Source organism: Flavihumibacter sp. ZG627 (genome assembly GCF_000814325.1).
GTDB lineage: Bacteria > Bacteroidota > Bacteroidia > Chitinophagales > Chitinophagaceae > Flavihumibacter.
Genome location: NZ_JPHF01000003.1, coordinates 347084 through 367317, shown reverse-complemented (window position 1 = coordinate 367317; position 20234 = coordinate 347084). Strand labels below are relative to the sequence as shown.

At 45.1% G+C, this 20234-nt stretch carries 17 protein-coding genes; 5 read left to right on the top strand and 12 right to left on the bottom strand.

Annotated elements, in window-relative coordinates; translation table 11 throughout:
* Positions 1–25 precede the first annotated feature (25 nt).
* The 5 genes from HY58_RS08580 to HY58_RS08560 form a co-directional block, all read right to left on the bottom strand.
* Positions 26–682 carry a cytochrome c gene (locus HY58_RS08580; RefSeq protein WP_039130541.1) on the bottom strand — a complete coding sequence of 219 codons (657 nt, stop codon included), beginning with the start codon at positions 680–682 and terminating at the stop codon, positions 26–28.
* A gap of 21 nt (positions 683–703) precedes the next feature.
* Positions 704–1297 carry a DUF3341 domain-containing protein gene (locus tag HY58_RS08575; protein ID WP_039130538.1) on the bottom strand — a complete coding sequence of 198 codons (594 nt, stop codon included), beginning with the start codon at positions 1295–1297 and terminating at the stop codon, positions 704–706.
* A gap of 42 nt (positions 1298–1339) precedes the next feature.
* A complete protein-coding gene (nrfD, locus tag HY58_RS08570) occupies positions 1340–2779 on the bottom strand; it encodes an NrfD/PsrC family molybdoenzyme membrane anchor subunit (RefSeq protein ID WP_039130536.1) in 1440 nt (479 codons plus the stop codon).
* Between the two features lie 114 nt (positions 2780–2893).
* Positions 2894–6049, bottom strand: coding sequence for a TAT-variant-translocated molybdopterin oxidoreductase (locus HY58_RS08565; RefSeq protein ID WP_039130533.1), 3156 nt, complete (start codon positions 6047–6049; stop codon positions 2894–2896).
* A gap of 63 nt (positions 6050–6112) precedes the next feature.
* Entirely contained in the window at positions 6113–7342 is a 1230-nt protein-coding gene (locus HY58_RS08560; RefSeq protein ID WP_253271533.1) for a c-type cytochrome, read from the bottom strand.
* Positions 7343–7564: 222 nt separating this feature from the next.
* On the opposite strand from HY58_RS08560, the gene HY58_RS08555 reads away from it, so the two are divergent.
* The 3 genes from HY58_RS08555 to HY58_RS08545 all read left to right on the top strand — a co-directional run bounded on the left by HY58_RS08555 (position 7565) and on the right by HY58_RS08545 (position 9936).
* Positions 7565–8497: a phosphoribosylglycinamide formyltransferase gene (locus tag HY58_RS08555; protein ID WP_253271532.1), complete on the top strand. Its 933-nt coding sequence runs from the start codon at positions 7565–7567 to the stop codon at positions 8495–8497.
* A 47-nt stretch (positions 8498–8544) separates the two neighbouring features.
* On the top strand, positions 8545–9312 hold the full coding sequence (locus HY58_RS08550) for a hypothetical protein (RefSeq protein ID WP_052323965.1): 768 nt from the start codon (positions 8545–8547) through the stop codon (positions 9310–9312).
* An 84-nt stretch (positions 9313–9396) separates the two neighbouring features.
* Positions 9397–9936, top strand: a complete 540-nt coding sequence (locus HY58_RS08545) for a hypothetical protein (RefSeq protein ID WP_172644624.1) — start codon at positions 9397–9399, stop codon at positions 9934–9936.
* On the opposite strand, the gene HY58_RS08540 is transcribed toward HY58_RS08545, so the two are convergent.
* The gene (locus HY58_RS08540; protein WP_039130528.1) at positions 9937–10146 is read right to left on the bottom strand and encodes a DUF2892 domain-containing protein; all 210 of its coding nucleotides are present in this window, start codon (positions 10144–10146) and stop codon (positions 9937–9939) included.
* Positions 10147–10378: 232 nt separating this feature from the next.
* Between HY58_RS08540 and HY58_RS08535 the strand changes: the two genes are divergently transcribed.
* Together HY58_RS08535 and HY58_RS08530 are read left to right on the top strand one after the other, a co-directional pair.
* On the top strand, positions 10379–11578 hold the full coding sequence (locus tag HY58_RS08535; RefSeq protein WP_039130526.1) for a dipeptidase: 1200 nt from the start codon (positions 10379–10381) through the stop codon (positions 11576–11578).
* Positions 11575–13392 carry an ABC transporter ATP-binding protein gene (locus tag HY58_RS08530; protein WP_039130523.1) on the top strand — a complete coding sequence of 606 codons (1818 nt, stop codon included), beginning with the start codon at positions 11575–11577 and terminating at the stop codon, positions 13390–13392. Before HY58_RS08535 ends, HY58_RS08530 begins: the two co-directional genes overlap by 4 nt.
* Here HY58_RS08530 and HY58_RS08525 read toward each other — a convergent pair.
* Genes HY58_RS08525 through HY58_RS08500 form a run of 6 tightly spaced genes read right to left on the bottom strand, consistent with a single transcriptional unit; the run spans position 13389 to position 20165 of the window.
* Positions 13389–15395, bottom strand: a complete 2007-nt coding sequence (locus HY58_RS08525; protein WP_039130520.1) for a thiamine pyrophosphate-dependent enzyme — start codon at positions 15393–15395, stop codon at positions 13389–13391. The genes HY58_RS08530 and HY58_RS08525 overlap by 4 nt on opposite strands.
* Before the next feature lie 8 nt (positions 15396–15403).
* Complete coding sequence (locus tag HY58_RS08520) at positions 15404–15745, bottom strand: phage holin family protein (RefSeq protein ID WP_039130517.1); 342 nt, start codon at positions 15743–15745, stop codon at positions 15404–15406.
* A gap of 37 nt (positions 15746–15782) precedes the next feature.
* Entirely contained in the window at positions 15783–16286 is a 504-nt protein-coding gene (locus tag HY58_RS08515) for a DUF4251 domain-containing protein (protein WP_052323964.1), read from the bottom strand.
* A 32-nt stretch (positions 16287–16318) separates the two neighbouring features.
* Entirely contained in the window at positions 16319–17599 is a 1281-nt protein-coding gene (locus HY58_RS08510; protein WP_039130515.1) for a pitrilysin family protein, read from the bottom strand.
* Positions 17600–17658: 59 nt separating this feature from the next.
* Positions 17659–18897 (bottom strand): pitrilysin family protein, encoded by a 1239-nt coding sequence (locus HY58_RS08505; RefSeq protein ID WP_039130512.1) that lies wholly within the window; start codon positions 18895–18897, stop codon positions 17659–17661.
* Between the two features lie 53 nt (positions 18898–18950).
* On the bottom strand, positions 18951–20165 hold the full coding sequence (locus tag HY58_RS08500; protein ID WP_253271531.1) for an aspartyl protease family protein: 1215 nt from the start codon (positions 20163–20165) through the stop codon (positions 18951–18953).
* Positions 20166–20234 lie beyond the last annotated feature (69 nt).

Genomic DNA, 20234 nt, shown 5'->3' with positions numbered 1-20234 from the left:
TGGTCAATTCGGTTGTCAGTATCAGTTATTTAGCTGCTGTAGCTGTTGAATCTGTTGCCGGGGCAGTTGCATCTGCCGGCGCGGTTGCCGGCGTTGCTTCGCCTTTTGCTTCACGTTGCTTTGCCTTGATATAATGAACTACTTCCCAACGCTGTTTAGGTGTAAGGTGTGTAGCATAAGATCCCATCAGGTTCCTTCCATAGGTAATGGAATAAAACATGGTACCTTCTGACATTGCTTCATAAAGCGGGTCACCAACAAGTGTTGCCGGCTTGGCTGCATAGGGACCATCACCGCCCTTGTACAATGGACCATTGCCATCAAGCTTGGTGCCATGGCAAATACCACAGTTGATAAGGTAAAGCCTTTCAGCCTCAACAGTCTGCAATGTATCAAGATAGGGAAGCGGGTTGCGAAGGGAGGAAGATGTAATATATCTTCCGGTGGTATCAGCAAGGTGCTGATAGATAACATCCGCACTTCGGCTAATTGTACCTGCTACGGGCCTTGCATTATAATTTATGCCTTCGGCCTGTAGTTCACGGGGATCAGAATATGTTTCTACTGCCCTGCTAAATTGCATATCAGGCATATAAGCCTTGCCCGGTGTGCGCTTTATATCGCTGCATGCAGAAAAGACCAGTGCCCCTAAACAAACAGCTATGATTGATATCTTATTCATCTCTGGTAAGTACTTTCTTTGTTATGCTAAACTTTTTTCCGCTTTATTCTCAAACAACTTCTCGTCCTTGTCATAGCGACCCAGCCACCAGTCAGCCTCGGCAACCTGCACATTAATTTCTTTCGCTCCTACTGAAGCCAGGAAGGCTTTAGCATCTTCTTCGTTGGTGCGGCTGGTACATTCAAGAACCATTACAAAAAGGTCATCGGTTGCTCTTTCATGGAAATGGTGCTTTTTCACGAATGGAGCTAGTTGGCAGAGATAACAGAATGTAAGTACCATACCCACGGCCGAAAACAAAACAGTCAATTCGAAAGTAATGGGAATGAATGCCGGCAGAGGGAAATTGGGCTTACCACCAATATTCAATGGCCAGTCGCGCGTGAATACCCATCCCATGAATGAAAGGGCAGTTGCCGTTCCGGTAATGCCATAGATAAATCCAGCGGTATGCAGGCTGGTATCCCGGAGGCCCATCACCTGGTCGAGGCCATGGATCGGGAAAGGCGTGTAAACGTCATGGATCTTGTATCCTGCCTTGCGAACTTTTTTCACCGCAGGAAACAGAACCGCTTCGTCATCGAAACTGCCTACTACAAATTTTTTTATTGCCATCTTGTAAAAATTCGTTGTTAATGTCTTTGAACTTACCTTCTCTTAGTGAGCATGCTCATGCGCAAATTTCTCTGGTGTTGCCCTCTCTTCTTCCACCATATTTTCCTTAAAGCTCTCACCATTCTTTTTCAATATATGCTTGATCTCTGCAATTGCGATTACAGGGAAATATTTAGCGAACAGGAAGAAACAGGTAAAGAACAATCCAAAGGTTCCGAGGTAGAAGCCAACCTCCCAGATAGTTGGTGCATAATAGGTACTCCAGCTACTTGGAATATAATCCCTGTATACAGAAGTAACGATGATCACGAAACGCTCAAACCACATACCCACGTTTACAATGATACTCATGAAGAATGTGAAGAGCAGGTTCCTTCTTAGTTTTCTGAACCAGAAGAACTGTGGTGCAAGAACGTTGCAACCCATCATGAGCCAGTAACTCCAGCCATATGGTGTGCTTAGATCCCAGCGGTTCTGGAAGGCAGCCATTTCATAAACGTTCTGACCATACCAAGAAATGAAGAGCTCTGTTATATAGGCAACACCTACAATTGATCCTGTAAGTACGATCACCTTGTTCATCACTTCGATGTGTTCCATGGTGATATAATCTTCCAGGTTCAGCACTTTGCGTGTTATGATAAGAAGTGTTTGTACCATCGCGAATCCAGAGAAGATCGCACCTGCCACGAAGTATGGTGGGAAGATGGTGGTATGCCATCCCGGGATTACAGAGGTGGCAAAGTCAAAGGATACGATTGTGTGTACAGAAAGTACAAGAGGTGTGCTTAGTCCGGCTAGTACCAGCGACAAGGCCTCGTGACGTTGCCAGTGCTTGGTAGAACCTGTCCAGCCAAAGGAAAGAACTCCGTACATATGTTTTCTCCATTTCTCACGGGCACGGTCACGTACTGTTGCGATATCGGGCAAGAGACCTGAGTACCAGAAAAGGAGTGAAACAGTGAAATAAGTTGAGATCGCAAATACGTCCCACAATAGTGGAGAACTGAAGTTTACCCATAATGGCCCGCGGGTGTTGGGATAAGGAAGAACAAAGAAGGCCATCCAAACACGACCCATGTGAAAAATAGGAAACTGACCCGCACACATAACCGCAAAAATGGTCATCGCTTCTGCTGCACGGTTCACCCCTGTACGCCATCCCTGGCGGAACAGGAGAAGGATCGCGGAGATCAATGTTCCTGCGTGACCAATACCAACCCACCATACAAAGTTGGTGATATCCCAACCCCAGCCAATTGTCTTATTCAGGTTCCACTCCCCGATACCATAAACAACTTCACGGTAAACAGAATACACCCCGAATAATAACAAGAGTACTGAAATGGTGAAGCCAACCTTCCATAGAAAAGATGGTTTCATCTCTATGGGGCGAACGATGTCTTGCGTAACATCATGATAGGTCTTAGTACCTGTCACCAGTGGTTCCCTTACCTGCGATTCGTATCTTAATGATGCCATATCGTATAAGCGTTTAGCTTCAAGGTTTTACCCTTTCTGCTTGTTGGTTTTAAAACTTCTTCTTTATATATAAGGTTGTTCGCCTTTTGACCCTTCAACCTCTGACTAATACTATTAGTGCGCTGCCTCCGGTTTGCTTCCTGCTGCAGGTGCTGCATGTGTTTCTGCAGCATGTTCGGCATGAACACTAAGCGTATCAGTGTTACGAACTTTTGCAAGGTAACTTACATTCGGCAAAACGTGGATCTGCTCAAGTACATAGAATAAGCGATTCTTGTTATCAGCACGCTCCTTTGAAATTGCACTATTCTTGTTGTTCACGTTTCCGAAAACAATTGCATCAGCAGAACATGCCTGCTGACAGGCAGTTTTTACATCCCTGTCTTCGAGTGGACGGCCGGCTTTCTTTGCTTCCAGTTTACCTTCCTGCAAACGCTGAACACAGAAAGAACATTTCTCTATCACACCACGACTTCTTACAGTTACATCCGGGTTCAGGACCATACGTGTAAGATCATCATTCATCATGTTGATAACGGTATTAGAACCGATGGCGCCATCCATATTGTCGCCAAAGCTATCAGCACCTGTATAATCAGCCCAGTTGAATCGACGAACTTTATATGGACAGTTGTTGGCGCAATACCTTGTTCCGATACAACGGTTATAGGTCATTTGGTTCAACCCTTCTGAACTGTGGTTGGTAGCCGCAACCGGACAAACGTTCTCACATGGAGCATTGTCACAGTGCTGGCAAAGCATCGGCTGGAAAACGGTCTGGATACTTTCCGCATCATTGATATTACCTGCAAAATAACGGTCGATCCTCAGCCAGTGCATATCATGTGCCCGCAGCACCTCCGGCTTTCCAACAACAGAAACGTTATTCTCGGCAGTACAGGCCACTACGCATGCGCCACAGCCATAGCAGCTGTTCATATCGATATTCATACCCCACTTGATACCCGGCTTATCAAAAACAGGATATAGGGTACCATCTTTTTCATAATTCTCCAGTCCACCCCATGGCTCAAGTTCCTTGGCACGGCCATCGAGGATCTTGGTTGGATTTTTCTTGAATTCATCAAGTGTAATTTCCTTCACCACTTCATGACGACCTTCATAGGAAGAGTGCGTCTGCGTGGTTGCCACTTTATATTTTGCAGCAGTTTTCTCAATTGCAGCATCTGCATAATTAATTACAGTTGTTCCATTGAAAGAGGCAAACTGAAATACATTTTTACCTACACCTGTGGCGGCCCTTCCAATTTTCTCACTGCGGCCATAACCTACTGCGATAGCAATGGTATCGGGATGCATACCTGGTATAAGGAGTACAGGCAATTCAACTTCTGTATTATTACCTACTTTAACCTTGAGAACGGGTTTCTCAGGGAATGCTTCGTACTGGTCGGCCTGCGTATTATTGGTGAGATCTATATCAAATAGTTCCTTTCCTTTAACCGGGCTCATCATCACATAGTTGTCCCATGTTGCACGGGTAATGGGATCCGGCATTTCCTGCAGCCATGGGTTATTGGCGTGACGGCCATCACCAATGGATGCTTTCTGATAAAGAACAACTTCAACTTTACCACCTTTTTTTGCACTTGCAATACTTGTTACTGCTGCAGCAACGCCACCGCCATTGAATCCACCACCACCAGCAGGAGCTGTTGCTGGTTCAATTACCCCATCCTGCATGGCTTTCAGGTAGGTCTCATTACTGCCAAGCTTCGTGGTCCAGAAATTTTTATGGTAATCGGCATAAGTGGTTGCATTTCCTGACCACTTCAGCAGGCTATCCTGCCACTGCCTTGTTTTGAATAAAGGAGAGATGGTTGGCTGCATCAGGCTGATATAACCAGCCTTTGGTTCAGCATCACCCCAGCTTTCGAGGTAATGGCTGGAGGGCAGAATATATTTACAGAGTTCAGTTGTTTCATCCATCTTCTCATTGAAGGAAACAGAAACACGAACTTTCTTTAATCCGCTGATGAACTTAGCCGCATCATAATAATCGTACGCAGGGTTCACGTCATAAATAAGAACAGCACCAATGGTACCGGAATTCATTTCGTTTACCAGTGTAGCCATTTCCGAATCGATCCCTGCCTTGTTCTGCATGGGAGCGCCCCAGTTTATAGTGGTTCCGTTGGCGCCGATAGCCTCATTGATGGCATTTACAATAACCTGAACATTTACATCATTACTACCACTTACAACAAGGGCCTGTCCGCGATTAGCTGCAAGATCTTTTGCAACCTTTGCAATACCCTGCTTCAGCTTATCGCCAGTAACTCCTGAAACAGATCCTCCATTCAGTAAAGCGAGGATGGAAGCAGCAACGGCACCTGTTTCTGAAGGGCGATGGGTGAAGCGCTCATCCGCATTGGCGCCTGTCATGCTAAGCATTCCCTCAAACTGGTAATGCTTGCTCATGGAGATATTCTTCTCATCGATCTTGCGCCCCTTTGTATAGGCACGTGCAAATTCAACAGGATTCAGCCATGTTCCAAGGAAGTCGGCACCCAGGCTAACGATAACTTTTGCCGTATCGAAATTATAAGAAGGGATAGCGCGTCTTCCATAGGATGCTTCGTTAGCCAGCAGCATTCCGCTGTAGGAAATCGCATCGTATTGTACATGACGACCACCAGGGTACTTAGCGAGGAATTCAGTAATGACCTGTTTTGAAGAGGGAGAATTAACTGTACTTGTAAGCAATACTAAAGGAGCAGCTCCTAATGAAGCCATTGCCTCCCCCACCATTTTATCAAAAGCATCAAGCGTACTAACTTCTTTGCCATTGGCCATCGGAAAACGCAGACGTGCTGTATCATACAGATCAAGTACAGATGCCTGTACCTGCGCTGATGTGCCGCCCTTGGTCCAGGTGCTCAATTCATTCCCTTCGATTTTGATTGGACGACCATCTCTCACTTTGGCCACCACAGGAATAGCATCACCTCCTGATACATAAGTGGTTGCGTAGTAGTTAGCGATGCCGGGAGTGATGTCCACAGGACGGTTCACGAAGGGGATCGCTTTCTTTACAGGCATTTCACAACTGGCTGCCAATGCTGCAGCTGCGGTGCTGAAACCCACGTATTTAAGGAAATCGCGACGGGGAGTCTTAGCATCTCCTAAGCCTTCAGCGTCAAAACTCTCAAAGGGTAATTCTTCCCTGAATTCGTCCTGTGCGCTCTTTTGATGGGCTTCTGAGTTATTTAACTCACCGAAACTTTGCCAGTACTTTTTTTGCTCCATATACCCAAACCCCTGAAGGGGCTCTGATTTTTTGGTGATGAAAAATGGTTTATTGCAATGCTCTTAATAATGACATTTCTGACATTCTGTACCGCCAATGCTCTCAACAGTAACACTGTCCATGCTTCCGTTCTTAAGGTCATTGTGGAACTTCTCGTAAATGCTGTAGAATTTGTTGTCGGTGAACTGCACCTTGGTTTCGCGGTGACAGTTAACACACCAACCCATACTAAGGTCTGTGAACTGATAAACTTCGCCCATTTCCTGAACCTCACCATGACATGTTTGGCAGGCAACTTTCCCTGCATTCACGTGCTGGGCGTGGTTGAAATAAACATGATCAGGGAGGTTGTGGATCTTTACCCATTCAATTGGTTTGGGCTCGTTTACATATTTTTTCTGGTCAGGGTCCCAACCAGTATAAGAATATAGCTTTTGGATCTCTTCGGTACCATTTACTTCGGTGCCGTCTTCGCGGTAGAGCTTCTCACCTGCATACTCATTGATTGCCATATGGCAGTTCATACAAGTATTGAGGGATGGGATATTGGCATGCTTACCTTCCTGTGCTCCACCATGACAGTATAAGCAGTTGATCTGGTTGGTACCGGCATGCACCTTGTGCGAGTAATAAATAGGCTGTTCAGGCTGGTAGTCTTTTGACCGGCCCAGCCCAATAGCACCCTGAATGGTATAATAACCGCCAACAATAAAGAGGATGACTGCAAACAGGGCGATATAGGCCTTGTTTCTGTAGAAAGGAACCGGCTCATACGAGGGAATGCCATCCTTCTCATCACTAAGGCGCTTCAGGTTAGAATTTACCTGCATTAAAACCAAAACAATGATTGCCAGGATCAATGTGAGTATGCCGAAAAGAAGGCTGTTATCCGATTGCTGGGCCTGTGTTGCGGCACTTGTATCACCCGGAGCAGGCTTTGCGGTAGCCTTGGCAGCTTCCGTGTTTACATAGGTAATCATTGCAGCGATCTCTTCATCGGTGAGGTTGGGGAAGAGGTTCATCGCTGTTTTGTTCCACTGGTTATAGAGGTCAGTGAAGTATTTATTACCCGTTGCCAGTACCGCCTGGTTGTTTCGGATCCAGGCATAAAGCAGCTTCTTATCGGGAACACGCTCTTCAATACCAGCCAGTTTAGGGCCGGTCAGGTCTTTTCCTACAGCGTGACAGGAAGCACAGTTCTGCTGAAACAGCGCTTTACCATCCTGGGCCAAAACTTGCTTATCAAAACAAACAACAGTGAGAAGAAGTACAGAGAGAATTATTTTCTTCACAATCGATCTATAGGCTATCATAAGCTGGAAATGTCGTTGGTAATGTTAAAATGCTGCGATTCGGTGGCAAAAATATGACACGTTATTGACAATATATCAACATCCCTCTTTTTTTTTTAGCCGCATAGGGCTTGCATTTCAGCGAATTGTGCAATTATACAGATACACATTTACTATCATCCGTAAACAGTTTTGTTCAAACATTTCTACTTAGTTTGCGACATGTTTCAAAAATTTCAAGAGAAGTGGAAGGTGGGCCCTGCCCAGCTATTCATCATCCTCCTGACCTTTGCCCTGGGTGGCACCCTAACCGGAATGATAGGCCGAAGAATAATGAACCTCATACCCGTTGATGGGATAGTTTGGGTCATTATATATATTATGGTGATGACGCTTATCTGGCCGTTAATGGTTATTGTGGTAAGCATACCCATGGGGCAGTTTGTCTTTTTCAGGAACTACCTGGCCCGTATAGCCGACCGGTTTACCAGGAAGCAAAATAACCTGCCTGTTTCTCCAAACTTAAATTCCCCCTCCACCCTAGTTCCCTCATCAACTGAAAAATCTTCCCCCGTTAACCTGGCTATTTTTGCCTCAGGCACCGGTACCAATGCACGAAAGATCATGGAGCACTTCGCCAACCATCCCTACATAAAAGTGGCGCTGGTTATCAGTAACAAGCCTGCGGCGGGGGTACTTGACGTAGCGAAAGACTTCGGGATCCCCACCTTCCTGATTGAAAAGGAAGAGTTCTTTCGCGGTCATTCTTATATTCCTTTGTTCAGGGAGATTGGGATCGACTTTATTGTTCTGGCAGGATTTCTCTGGAAGATACCGCCGGCACTTGTAGCGGCTTACCCATCCCGGATGATCAATATACATCCCGCCCTGCTTCCCAAATATGGTGGTAAGGGTATGTATGGAAGATTTGTTCATGAAGCGGTGATAGCAGCAGGTGAGAAAGAATCTGGTATCACCATCCATTTTGTGGATGAACAATATGACCATGGCAGCACCATCTACCAGGCCACCTGCCCGGTAGAGGCTGGCGATACCCCCGATAGCCTTGCCGGGAAAATACATTTGCTTGAACATGAGCATTTCCCACGGGTGGTAGAAGAGGCTATTCTTTCACAACTCGTTAAAAATCATTAACGCTGTTTGGAGTACCGCTAATTGGTCGTACCGTTGTAAACCCAATCATGAGACCCCTCTTCCGCATAACCCTGTTAATCATTCTGATGGCGGCTTTCAGTCCCATGCAGGCACAGGTTCGGGTGAGCGGTACCGTTTTTGAAATGAACAGGACCTTCCCCCTTCGCTCTGTGAGTGTTCTAAGCACAAAGGGTAGAGGTACCACCACTGATTCATTGGGGCGATATTCTATAGTGGTAGCCGAAGATGATTCTCTTTACTTCTCCTACCTTGGTAAGCCCACCCCCAAATATGCTGTCAACACGATTCCTGCTGTTCACCAGTTTGACATAGCCCTTCATGTGAATGTTACCACCCTGAAAGAGATCAGGGTTATGCCACGTGATTATAGACAGGATTCCATGCAAAACCGGCAGGACTATGCCAAGGTTTTCGATTTCAAAAAACCTGGGCTGGGGCTTAGTTCCTCCGCTCCCGCCTCTGGCAATTTCGGGGTGGGATTGGATCTTGAACAATTGATAAATGTGTTTCGATTCCGCCGCACCCGAAGCATAGCATCTTTCCAGCAGAGATTACTTAGGGAAGAACAGGATAAATATGTGGAATACCGATTCTCAAGAGCCAAGATTCGCAAGGTGACGGGATTGATGGGTACTGATATAGACACCTTTACCAGATATTATTCACCTCCTTACGACTTTGTAACAGAAGCTTCTGAATACGAATTGCTCGAGTATATGAAAAAGGCAGGTGAGCAATACAAAAGAATAAAAGCCATGGGCGGAAAAATCTATGGCCGCCGAGAAGAATGGTAATTCATCTTATTGCCTATTGACTATTCCTTATTGCCATTTGCCATTAGATTTCCGACCTTCATTCATAAACTATTCTTCCTCACTATGGACCAATTGACTCTCGGCATCGGCACACGGTTACAGCACACGCAGCAGGGACCTGGTGTTATTGTAGGCATCCGCTATGCGACCTATCTCATCTCCTTTATCCATCATGGTATTAAAGAAGTAGAAAAGAATGATCCCCATCTTGAAGAGATTATTCCTGAAAATGTGTCAGAAGAAATAGAGACCCACTCAGAGATTGAGCGATCCCTTCTAAAGATACTTCGGTTATGGAATGGCGTTGGAGAAGTGGTTCCACTTGGTGACAGATGGAAAGGAGGCACAATGGTACTTCAACCCGGTGACAACTCACTCAAGCCAAAGGATATTCCTATTGATGTATTCTTTCACAAGATCGTTATGCTCCGCGACCGGCTTAGGGTCATGGAACAGCAGATCAATGCCCACAAAATATTGAGCGATGAAGACAAGGTGAACCTGCAACAATATATCACCCGCATCTATGGCTCCCTAACCACTTTCAATGTACTTTTCCGTAACAAGGAACAATGGTTTGTGGGCGACAAAGGCAGTGAGTGACTAAACCTTACGTGTACCGCAGGTATTCATGCCAACCAGGGTATAAAGGGGGCAAAATCCTACCAGACTTGTGAGCACAAATACCACCCCAAGCACAAGCAATACTATACCCCAGGTACCGGTGACGATGCCTCCAAAATACAGGTATGCAAATACTGCTGCCAATACCAGGCGAATAATGCGATCCGTGTTTCCCATGTTCTTTTTCATGCTGTTTGATTTAGTTAAATAATCGGATGAGCAGGGCAATTGCAAGTGCAATTCCTAAACAGGCCAGGCATACAGCCAAAAGCTTTTTCCACATATCCGGTAATATTGCTTGTGAATGTACTGCTAATACATACCAAAAAAACTGATCTCCGTCATTTATCCATATGAACTATGCTCCACTCATGTTGTTCTCCATCAGTTGAATTAGGTAAATTGAAGTACAATCACCCATATGATCCCATCTAAAAAATATTGGATAGCAGCTCTTTTTTCATTCTGTACAATTAAGGTAATTGGCCAGAAGAATTTTCATGAGAAAAGCATTGTAATAGATACCCACAATGATGTTCTAAGTTCCGCCACGTTAAAAGGACTTAATATCGAAGATGACCTTTCAGGTAAAACTCATAGTGATATAGCGCGTTTTCACAAGGGAGGGGTTGACATCCAGATCTTCTCGATCTTTTGTGATGAAAGATATGGCAAGGGTACCGCCTTCAAAATGGCCCTGCGGGAAATTGATTCATTGGATGCAATCGTTGCCCGCAACCCGTCGAAACTGGTTGCAGTTAATAATAGTCGCGAGCTCCGGGAAGCCGTGAGGGCAAAAAAACTCGGCGTAATGAAAGGAGTGGAAGGCGGTCATATGATAGAAGATAACCTGCAATACCTTGATAGCCTCTTTAACAGGGGAGCCCGGTACCTCACCCTCACCTGGAACAATTCCACATCATGGGCCAGCTCTGCCTGGGATGAAACCAATCTGGATGCGGGCAAACCAACTACTATTACACAAAAAGGACTGACAGATTTCGGTCGACAGGTGGTTCGGCGAATGAATGAACTTGGTATGATGGTAGACCTCAGTCATGTTGGCATCAGAACATTTTACGATGCTCTTGAAACAACCACAAGGCCGGTTATCGTTTCCCACAGTTGTGTACATGCGCTTTGTCCTGTTCCCCGTAATCTCACTGATGAGCAGATCAAAGCAATCGCCCGGAACGGAGGTGTAATTCATCTGAACTTTTACAGCGGTTTTTTAGATAGCAACTATAACAGGAACAAAGATGCATTCCAGCAAAGGCATAAAAAACAACTGGATTCACTTAAAGCCCTTAATCTTCCGTCTTATCAGGTTGATGAGGAGATCAGTAAACTATTCCCAGTTGAAGCAGAAGAGTTACGCCCTTCCATGAATCTACTGATGGAGCATCTCGATCATATTGTAAAACTGGTGGGTGTAGATCATGTGGGATTGGGATCTGATTTTGATGGCATAGATTCTGCACCTCAGGATCTTGATGGTGTGGAGGACATGCCATTGATAACTTCTGCCCTTCTGGTAAGAGGTTATTCAAAAAAAGATATCAGAAAGATATTAGGTGGCAACTTTATCCGACTGCTTAAAAAAGCTGGTCCCGCATCATGAAAATATTATGGACATATCTAAAGCCTTACAGGGGGTGGGTGTTTTTGGCCCTGGGCCTTGCGGCTATTGCCCAGATACTTTCGTTATATGACCCTATCATCTTTGGTAAGGTGATTGATATCTATGCCCTCAATCCCACTAATCTTCCGGAAAAGGAAAGGATCAGTGGAGTCACCTGGCTGCTGGTGATTGCTGTAGGAGTGGCGTTGCTCGCGAGGATAGCCTCTACCTTCAAGGATTATGTGGTAAGATTAGTAGTGCAGAAATTCGGGATGCAGATCTTCAATGATGGCCTTCGCCAAACATTGCGGTTACCTTACCAGGGATTTGAGGACCAGAGCAGTGGCGAAACACTTTCCAAACTTCAGAAGGTGCGCAATGACACAGAACGTTTCATTAATTCCTTCATCAACATCCTGTTCTCTTCTTTTGTAGGCATTGCCTTTCTTATCTGGTATGCTATTACAAAACACTGGGCTCTAATCCCGGTTTTTCTTATAGGTGTGGTATTATTAGGAGGGCTCACGAGCCTGCTTAGCCGAAAAATAAAAACCATCCAAAGGGCAGTGGTGAAACAGACCAATATGATGAGTGGAAGCATCACAGAATCGCTCCTTAATATTGAGCTGGTGAAAAGCCTTGGACTCACGTATTCAGAGATCCGTCGCCTCCGTGAAAAGACACAGCGAATCTTTGATCTGGAAATGGAAAAGACGAGGAAAGTGCGGACTTTATCTTTCCTGCAAGGCACCACACTGAACCTGCTTAAACAGTCCATTCTCTTTATTCTCCTATGGCTGATCTTCCGCAATGTTCTGACAACAGGCGAACTCATATCCATGCAGTTTATCTCCACTGGTATAATCGGCCCTTTGCAGGACCTGGGTAATATTATACTTCAATACCGTGAAGCAGAAGCCTCGCTCCAGGTGTTCAATAACCTGATGATGAAGGAGCCGGAGTACAGGCCGGAGGAACCCATCGATGTTGATGCCATGGAAAGCCTCCGCTTCGAAAACGTAACCTTCCGACACAAAAACGCTTCACAGAATGCAGTGGAAAATATTTCTTTCTCCATCAAATTGGGTGAAACCATTGCATTCGTGGGGCCCTCCGGTTCGGGGAAATCCACACTTGTTAAATTGCTGGTTGGATTATACTCACCGGTTGAAGGAGATATCAGGATCGATGATATATCGGTGAGGAATATACGCTATAACAGGGTAACGCGTCAACTTGGATTCGTTACACAGGAAACACAAATGTTTTCAGGAACCATCCGCGACAATATGCTCTTTGTAAAACCGGATGCCACTGATGAACAGATACTAGCTGCCATGGATAAAGCTTCCTGCACAAACCTCATCACAAATACAGAAAGGGGACTCAGTTCGGTACTTGGTGAGGGGGGTAAAAGGGTATCTGGCGGGGAGAAACAAAGGCTTGCCATTGCGCGCGCATTACTTAGAGAACCACGCCTGCTCATCTTTGATGAGGCCACCTCAGCACTCGATTCCATAACTGAAGAGGAGATCACCGCAACCATCCGCGAAATATCTGCGGAGAAAAAACAGATGACAATCCTCATTACACATCGGCTATCCACCATCATGCATGCCGATACTATCTTTGTACTTGAAAAAGGCCGGATCACTGAACAGGGACGGCATTCAGAATTACTGGAACAAAAGGGATTATATTATGCCATGTGGCGTCAGCAGATCGGCGAACGAGCGCCTTTACCAATTGAAGAACAGCATGTAATTGAAACAGAAGCAGACATTCCGGTTCCGGGCGAATCGGTGGAAGGTTAATAATTCAGCAACTTTTCCACCACCTTCCCCAGCCGCGATTTTGCAAGGAATGATTTTTCCAGCTCAAGGTTGAAAGGCACCGGCGTATCCAGTGAAGCACAGCGCATAACGGGTGCATCCAGTTGTTCAAAACAATGCTCACTTATCCAGGCGCTGATCTCACCTCCAATGCCACCGGTAAGTGTATCTTCATGTAGAATGACCACCTTACCTGTACGACCAACCGAATAGGAGATGGCTTCATAATCAAGTGGTAGTAGTGTGCGCAGATCAAGTATGTCATAACTTATTTCAGGATGCAGCAGTGCATATTCCATGGCCCAATGAACACCTGCACCATAAGTGATGATACTAATTTCTGTTCCTTCCTGTACAAGTCTTGCTTTTCCAATTGGTGTTTCATAATAACCTGTTGGCACTGGTCCGCTGATACTCCTGTACAATACTTTATGTTCAAAGAACATAACGGGATTGGGGTCATTAATAGCAGCAATCATCAGACCTTTAGCGTCTTCAGGGGTGGAAGGATATACAACTTTTAATCCGGGGGTATGAACGAACCAGGCTTCATTGCTCTGGCTATGAAAGGGACCTGCACCCACTCCCGCACCTGTAGGCATCCTCACAACCACATCGGCATGCTGGCCCCAGCGATAATGCAACTTGGCAAAATTATTAACGATCTGGTTCAATCCTACACTTACGAAATCGGCAAACTGCATCTCCACCATGCTCTTATATCCTTCCAGTGATAACCCTAATGCAGTACCGAGGATGGCGCTTTCACAAAGGGGTGTATTTCTTACCCTGGCCTTGCCAAATTCCTGTACAAAACCATCCGTGATTTTGAATGCACCGCCATATTCAGCAATATCCTGCCCCATCAGCACCAGATTCTCATGGCGTTTCATAGATAAATACAATCCTTCTTTTATGGCATCAATAAAACGCAGGTCCTTTGAATCCTTTTCTTCACCGGGACTTTGACTAACCGATGCTTCTTGAATGTCATTCTCAATTCCTTCATCCGAATAAACATCCCTCAGTTCTTCATCCGCATCAGGAATCAATACGGGTGCAGATGCTGCTGTTGCCAGCTCCTTATCGATAGAATCCTTGATTTCGGCTTTCATAGATTCGATAGCTGAATAAGTAAGGATATTCTGCAATATCAGCCACTCTTCAAAATTCTTCACGGGGTCACGCGATGCCCATTCTTCAAACAAATGAGAGGGAACATATTTTGTACCACTTGCTTCCTCATGCCCACGCATACGGAAGGTCATACACTCAACCAGGTAAGGCTTCTGTTCACGGATGCAATAATCACGAATGCCGGAGATGGTATCATATACTTCCAACAGGTTATTGCCATCTATACGAACTCCCTCCATTCCATAACCTTTGGCTCTACTTACCAGGGTCTCACATTTATATTGCTCATTAACCGGCGTACTTAATCCATAACCATTATTCTCAATTATAAAAATTACTGGCAGGTCCCATACAGCAGCTACATTCAAAGCCTCATGGAAGTCGCCTTCACTTGTTCCGCCATCGCCTGTAAACGCGAGGCTTACCTTCTCCTGCTCTCTTAACTTATAGGAAAGTGCAACGCCATCAGCGATGGCCAATTGTGGCCCCAGATGGGAGATCATTCCACAGATATGATGCGACCTGCTTCCAAAATGAAAACTCCTCTCCCTCCCTTTGCTATAGCCCTCTTTGTTTCCCTGCCATTGCATGAAGAGTTTACCCAATGGCATATTGCGGGTGGTAAAAACGCCAAGGTTTCTATGCAGCGGCATTATCCATTCATCAGGCTGGAGGGCAAGTGTAGCACCAACAGAAATAGCTTCCTGCCCAATACCACTGAACCATTTGCTGATCTTACCCTGTCGAAGCAATAAAAGCATTTTCTCTTCGATCATCCGTGGAAGCAGAATGCTTTTATAAAAGCGGACAAGTGTATCGCTGCTGAGATCCTTTCTATCAAAAATCATGATGCTGATCAGTCTTTGGTGCTCATGGAAGTAATAAGTGATGTTGTAACGGAAAGAACAATGCTAAAGAGCAGGGCTGTCCAGAAGCCATCGGTATGGAATCCGTCAACCAGTTTATCGGCCAGGAGAATGATCAGTGCATTGATAACAAGCAGAAATATACCCAGCGTTATAATGGTAATAGGAAGCGTAAGTAATACCAGCAAGGGTTTTATCAATGTGTTGAGAATGGCGAGAACAATGGCAAGTATAATGGCGGTAACAAACGAATCCATTTGTATGCCAGGCAACAAGTAAGATAATCCGAATGCAACGATGGCTGTAATCAGCAGGCGAATCAGAAAATTCATGGTGGTTGTTTTGCCTAAGTTAAGGCTTAAATAACATTCATTTCACAATAGGAATGGTGGATAGTTCTCCTATATATGAAATAGCCTGCCGGCTAACAGAAACTATGCGCAGATCAGCTGATCCATTTGGAAAAACTGTCAGGTATATATCCTGGATATCATTGGCACTGGCGTCTTTGGGCTTTATGATTATTTTAATGCTTTCCCGTTTTCCTTTTTCCGTTGAATAATTGAATTCTGTTGTTTTGAATTTCATTCCCACATCACCACTACCTATTGGTGCCTGGTAGGCGCGGCCGAAATAGGGAAGATCTGCTTCTACCTTATCTTTTGTAACATCGAGCGTGTAGGTACCCGTTATGATCCGGGAACGGCCTCCCGCTGGTTGTACATAACGTGCATTGAATCGGTAGTTCTGTGCATCCAGCATTTCTTTCACCTCCGCCTCCGACAACGCACTGGCCGCCTGTTTGCCTGTAGAGCATGCAATAGAAAAGACCCCCATCGCAAGCAGGAAAATCAACAGATGTATTCGCTTCATATAATGATGTTTAGATAACAACAAGTTACACCCTAAACTACCACCAGCTCATAAAAATCCTTTGGATCTAGATATTTATTGGCCAATACCTGCAGCTCAGTAGCAGGAATAGTTTTGATGGTCTCAATGGTTTTATAGAAAAAGCTTTCATCAAGATCATTAAGAATAATATTCTTCCATCTTCCAATTATATGGAAGGGGCCATCAAGGTCACCCAGTATAGTACCCATAAGATAATTGCGCACCAGCATCAGTTCATCGTCCTCAACCAGTTCATTTCGCAACAATTCCATCTCTTTATATACTTCGGTGATGGTTGCTTCTGATACATCCCGGCCAGCTTCAGTTGAAACCATCCATGCTCCCTGCTGTATATGGTTTTGCAGGTAACTATAGATGCCATAAGTATAGCCTTTGTCCTCCCGGATATTATTCATCAGCCTTGCTCCAAAAAAACCTCCAAACAAAGCATTCAGCACCTGTACACCAAAGAAATCCGGATGATGACGGTTAGGGAAATCCCTGGCTAATCGGATTGCACCCTGCACGCCGTTGGGGTCATTGATGATGCGATACTTTTTTTCTTCGGCAGGCTTGCTTGTATGAATGCGCTTCAGCGTTTCATTATTATGAAGCGGAAGATCTCCGAAGCTGGCATCCAGCAACTCGAAAATATTTGGTGGAAGTCGACCCGCAACGAAAATGATGCATTTCCCATTCTTATAATACTTGTCATAGAATGCCTGTAACGAATTACGGTCCAATGCTGCAAGGTCTTCAAATCGACTATACCTTCCATATGGATGATCAAATCCAAAGAGATATTCATCAATCAGTCGATTTGCTACGAAATCATTCTTCTTAAGGTTCACTTCCAGCCGCTGGCGGTTGTTTTGCTGGTATAAGGCAAGTTCTTCCTGGGGAAAAACAGCATCTGTTACGAGCTCCCTTACAACAGGTAATAACTTGTCGAGATGCCGGGTTAAACTATGCAGGTTAATGGTGGCTGTTTCATTATAACAGGCCCGACTAAGCGCAGCACCATAATAATCAAAATGCTCATTGATCTCAAAAGCTGTTTTCTTACTTGTCCCGTTCTTAAGTAGAAAATTGGTGGCAGGAGCAACCAGATTCTGTTCCTCATACCAGTTGCCGGCCCAGAATACCCACTCAACCTGTATCACTTCTTCTGCACCTGCATTCACTGCATATACTTCCACACCATTCCGTAACACATATTTATCATAAGGCTTTAAACGCAGGTCAAATTCTACGGCATCTTTAATCGGTGGTGCTATTTTGCGATTGATCATTTTCTTGTTTTAAACTTCTGAATTCTCTCTCCATCCCTCCATCCCTCCATCCCTCCACATCATCCTTTCGCCCTGTAGTACAGTGTATGGCTGTTTGTTTCTTCAAATATTTTCCTGCTCTCCTGCAGGATGTCATCGGCTGTTACCGCAAAGTATTGCTCCAACTCTGTATTCATCAGATTGGCATCTCCCAATAATTCATAATAGGCAAGACTAGCAGCACGGTTCATTACCGTCATGTCTTCAAAAGCCATCGTGCTTTCCGTTTTGTTCTTGACCTTCTCCAGTTCAGCAACCGTAACACCAACCTGCTGCAACTTCTGCAGTTGTTCCATCACGGCCGCTTCCGCTTTCTCGGGTGCTACCCCTTTTACCAGCTTCCCATCAATACAAAGCAACCCACCATCCGATGACCCGAAATGATAGCAATCCACATTCGTGAAGAGCTGCTGTTCCTTAACGAGCGATTGGTACAATCTCGATGATGCCCCACTTCCCAGAATATCCGTGATCAGATCTACCGGGTAATATCTTGGGTCCATTCGTGAAGGCATATGCCATGTCTTTAAAAATGCATCCACAGGAACTTCTGCTGTTATATCCATGCGACGAGCCTCGCGCTGCTCGGGCTCAACCGGCACATTGCGCTCATATCGCTGGCCTGCGGGTATATCGCCAAACCACTTCACCGCCAGTTCATAAACCTGCTCGGTAACTATATTACCTGCAACAACAAGTATCGCATTAGCAGGTGTATAGTGCTTGAAGAAAAACTTTTTCACATCATCGAGACTTGCCTGCTCTATATGTTTTAGTTCTTTCCCAATCGTCATCCATTTATACGGATGCTGTTCATAGGCCATCTCGCGCATCTTGAACCACACATCACCATAGGGTTTATTTATATAGTGTTCCTTGAACTCTTCACAAACTACCTTGCGTTGCACATCCAGACTTTTTTTACTGAAGGCCAGGCTAAGCATGCGATCACTCTCCAGCCAGAAAGCCGTTTCAATATTTGCCGCCGGCAACTGGCAATAATAATTGGTGAGATCATTTGTGGTATATGCATTGTTCTCTCCGCCAGCCTTCTGCAACTCATCATCATACTCGGCAACATTAATACTGCCGCCAAACATCAGGTGTTCGAATAGATGCGCAAAACCGGTCTTTGAAGGATCCTCATCCCTTGAACCAACATCATATAAAACGTTCAGCACTGCCATTGGAGTAGAGGGGTCTTCATGCACCAAAACCTTTAACCCGTTAGGCAATACAAATCTTGAAAACTGGATCATATTCTAATGATGCGCTGTTTGAAGCGCGACTGCAAATTTACAGGGGAACTGGCTCACTTCTTCTTCAAAATATTACCTACCCTCATAAAGAGTTCCTCGAGATCGCCATCCTTCTTGCGAACCACCAGGAATTTAAGGCGAACACCCGGCTGCTGTAACATATTACGATATACCTGGATATTCCTCGACATATTATTCTCAATGGCTATAATGATATCTCCCTCCATAAAACCCGCCGCCTCGGCAGGAGACCCTTTCATGATATCTGTTACTGTAACCTGTCCATCTATATAATAGAAGCCCAGTCCGGTATACGCGTAATCAAAAGGCTCGCGGAAATGCTTGTTGGGCATGAGGTAGATATCGCGTCTTTCATAATTGAGGATCACATTAAACCTACGCAACAGGTCATTACCGATCAACCCTCCCAGGTAGGGATAGGAGGTGACATTAAACTCATCTTCGAAGATAAAAGTGGGAATCTTTCTAAACCGGTAAGGTCCGATCCTGAACTCTTTAAGGGTTGTTAATTTCATGGTAGTCTTACCCCCGAGCCCTTCCGCCTGTGTAGTCAGTACCCTCTTTTTCTTGCTGAAAAGACTACTGTCATTTACAAAGTCTTCCGTGAAAAGCAGGCAGAGCCCCGCTCCTGTATCAAAAAAAAACCTCGAAGTGACATCCCTTTCTTCCTTCAGGCGATTGGTCACCACTGGTATAGTTGCCAAAGTTGGCTTTATCAGGTGGCCGCCTTTCGGATATTTCATATACCCCTTGGTATAAATAAACAAACGGGTGGTGTCATAGTCAACTTTTACAATATATCTGGAGAGGAAACTATATCCAATAATACCATCGATCCGCTCTCCATATACGCTTGTAAGGATATCATAATCATTGATATGAAAATTAAGGCTGTCTACCTGCAACCCGGGAAAATGTAGCGTATGGTTGTTGGCAAAACGAACAGTTTTTAATCCGGCTATTCCCCTGATCGTGCGGTCGCTGGCCTCTGTCGGGATATTCAACTCCCGCACAGTGGTGGAATCAAGGGAAATGCCCCCACTACCGGTATCCAGGATAAAATTCAACGAGTCGGGATAATTGTCAAGCTTTGCGCGGAGCATGACCACCCCACCACTATACTGGCGGAAAGGGAAGCTTGTAATTAATTTGGATGGTGGCTGCGAAAAATACTCCTGCGCAGCCGCTGGCTGGCCTCCGGTACAGAATAGGATCAGGTGGCAAAATATGGCAAGTAAATAACGCACTATATGAATTTACAATCTTAAACCACGTTTTGTGCGCCACTGGTCATAAATTTGTGCCTCAATCACACC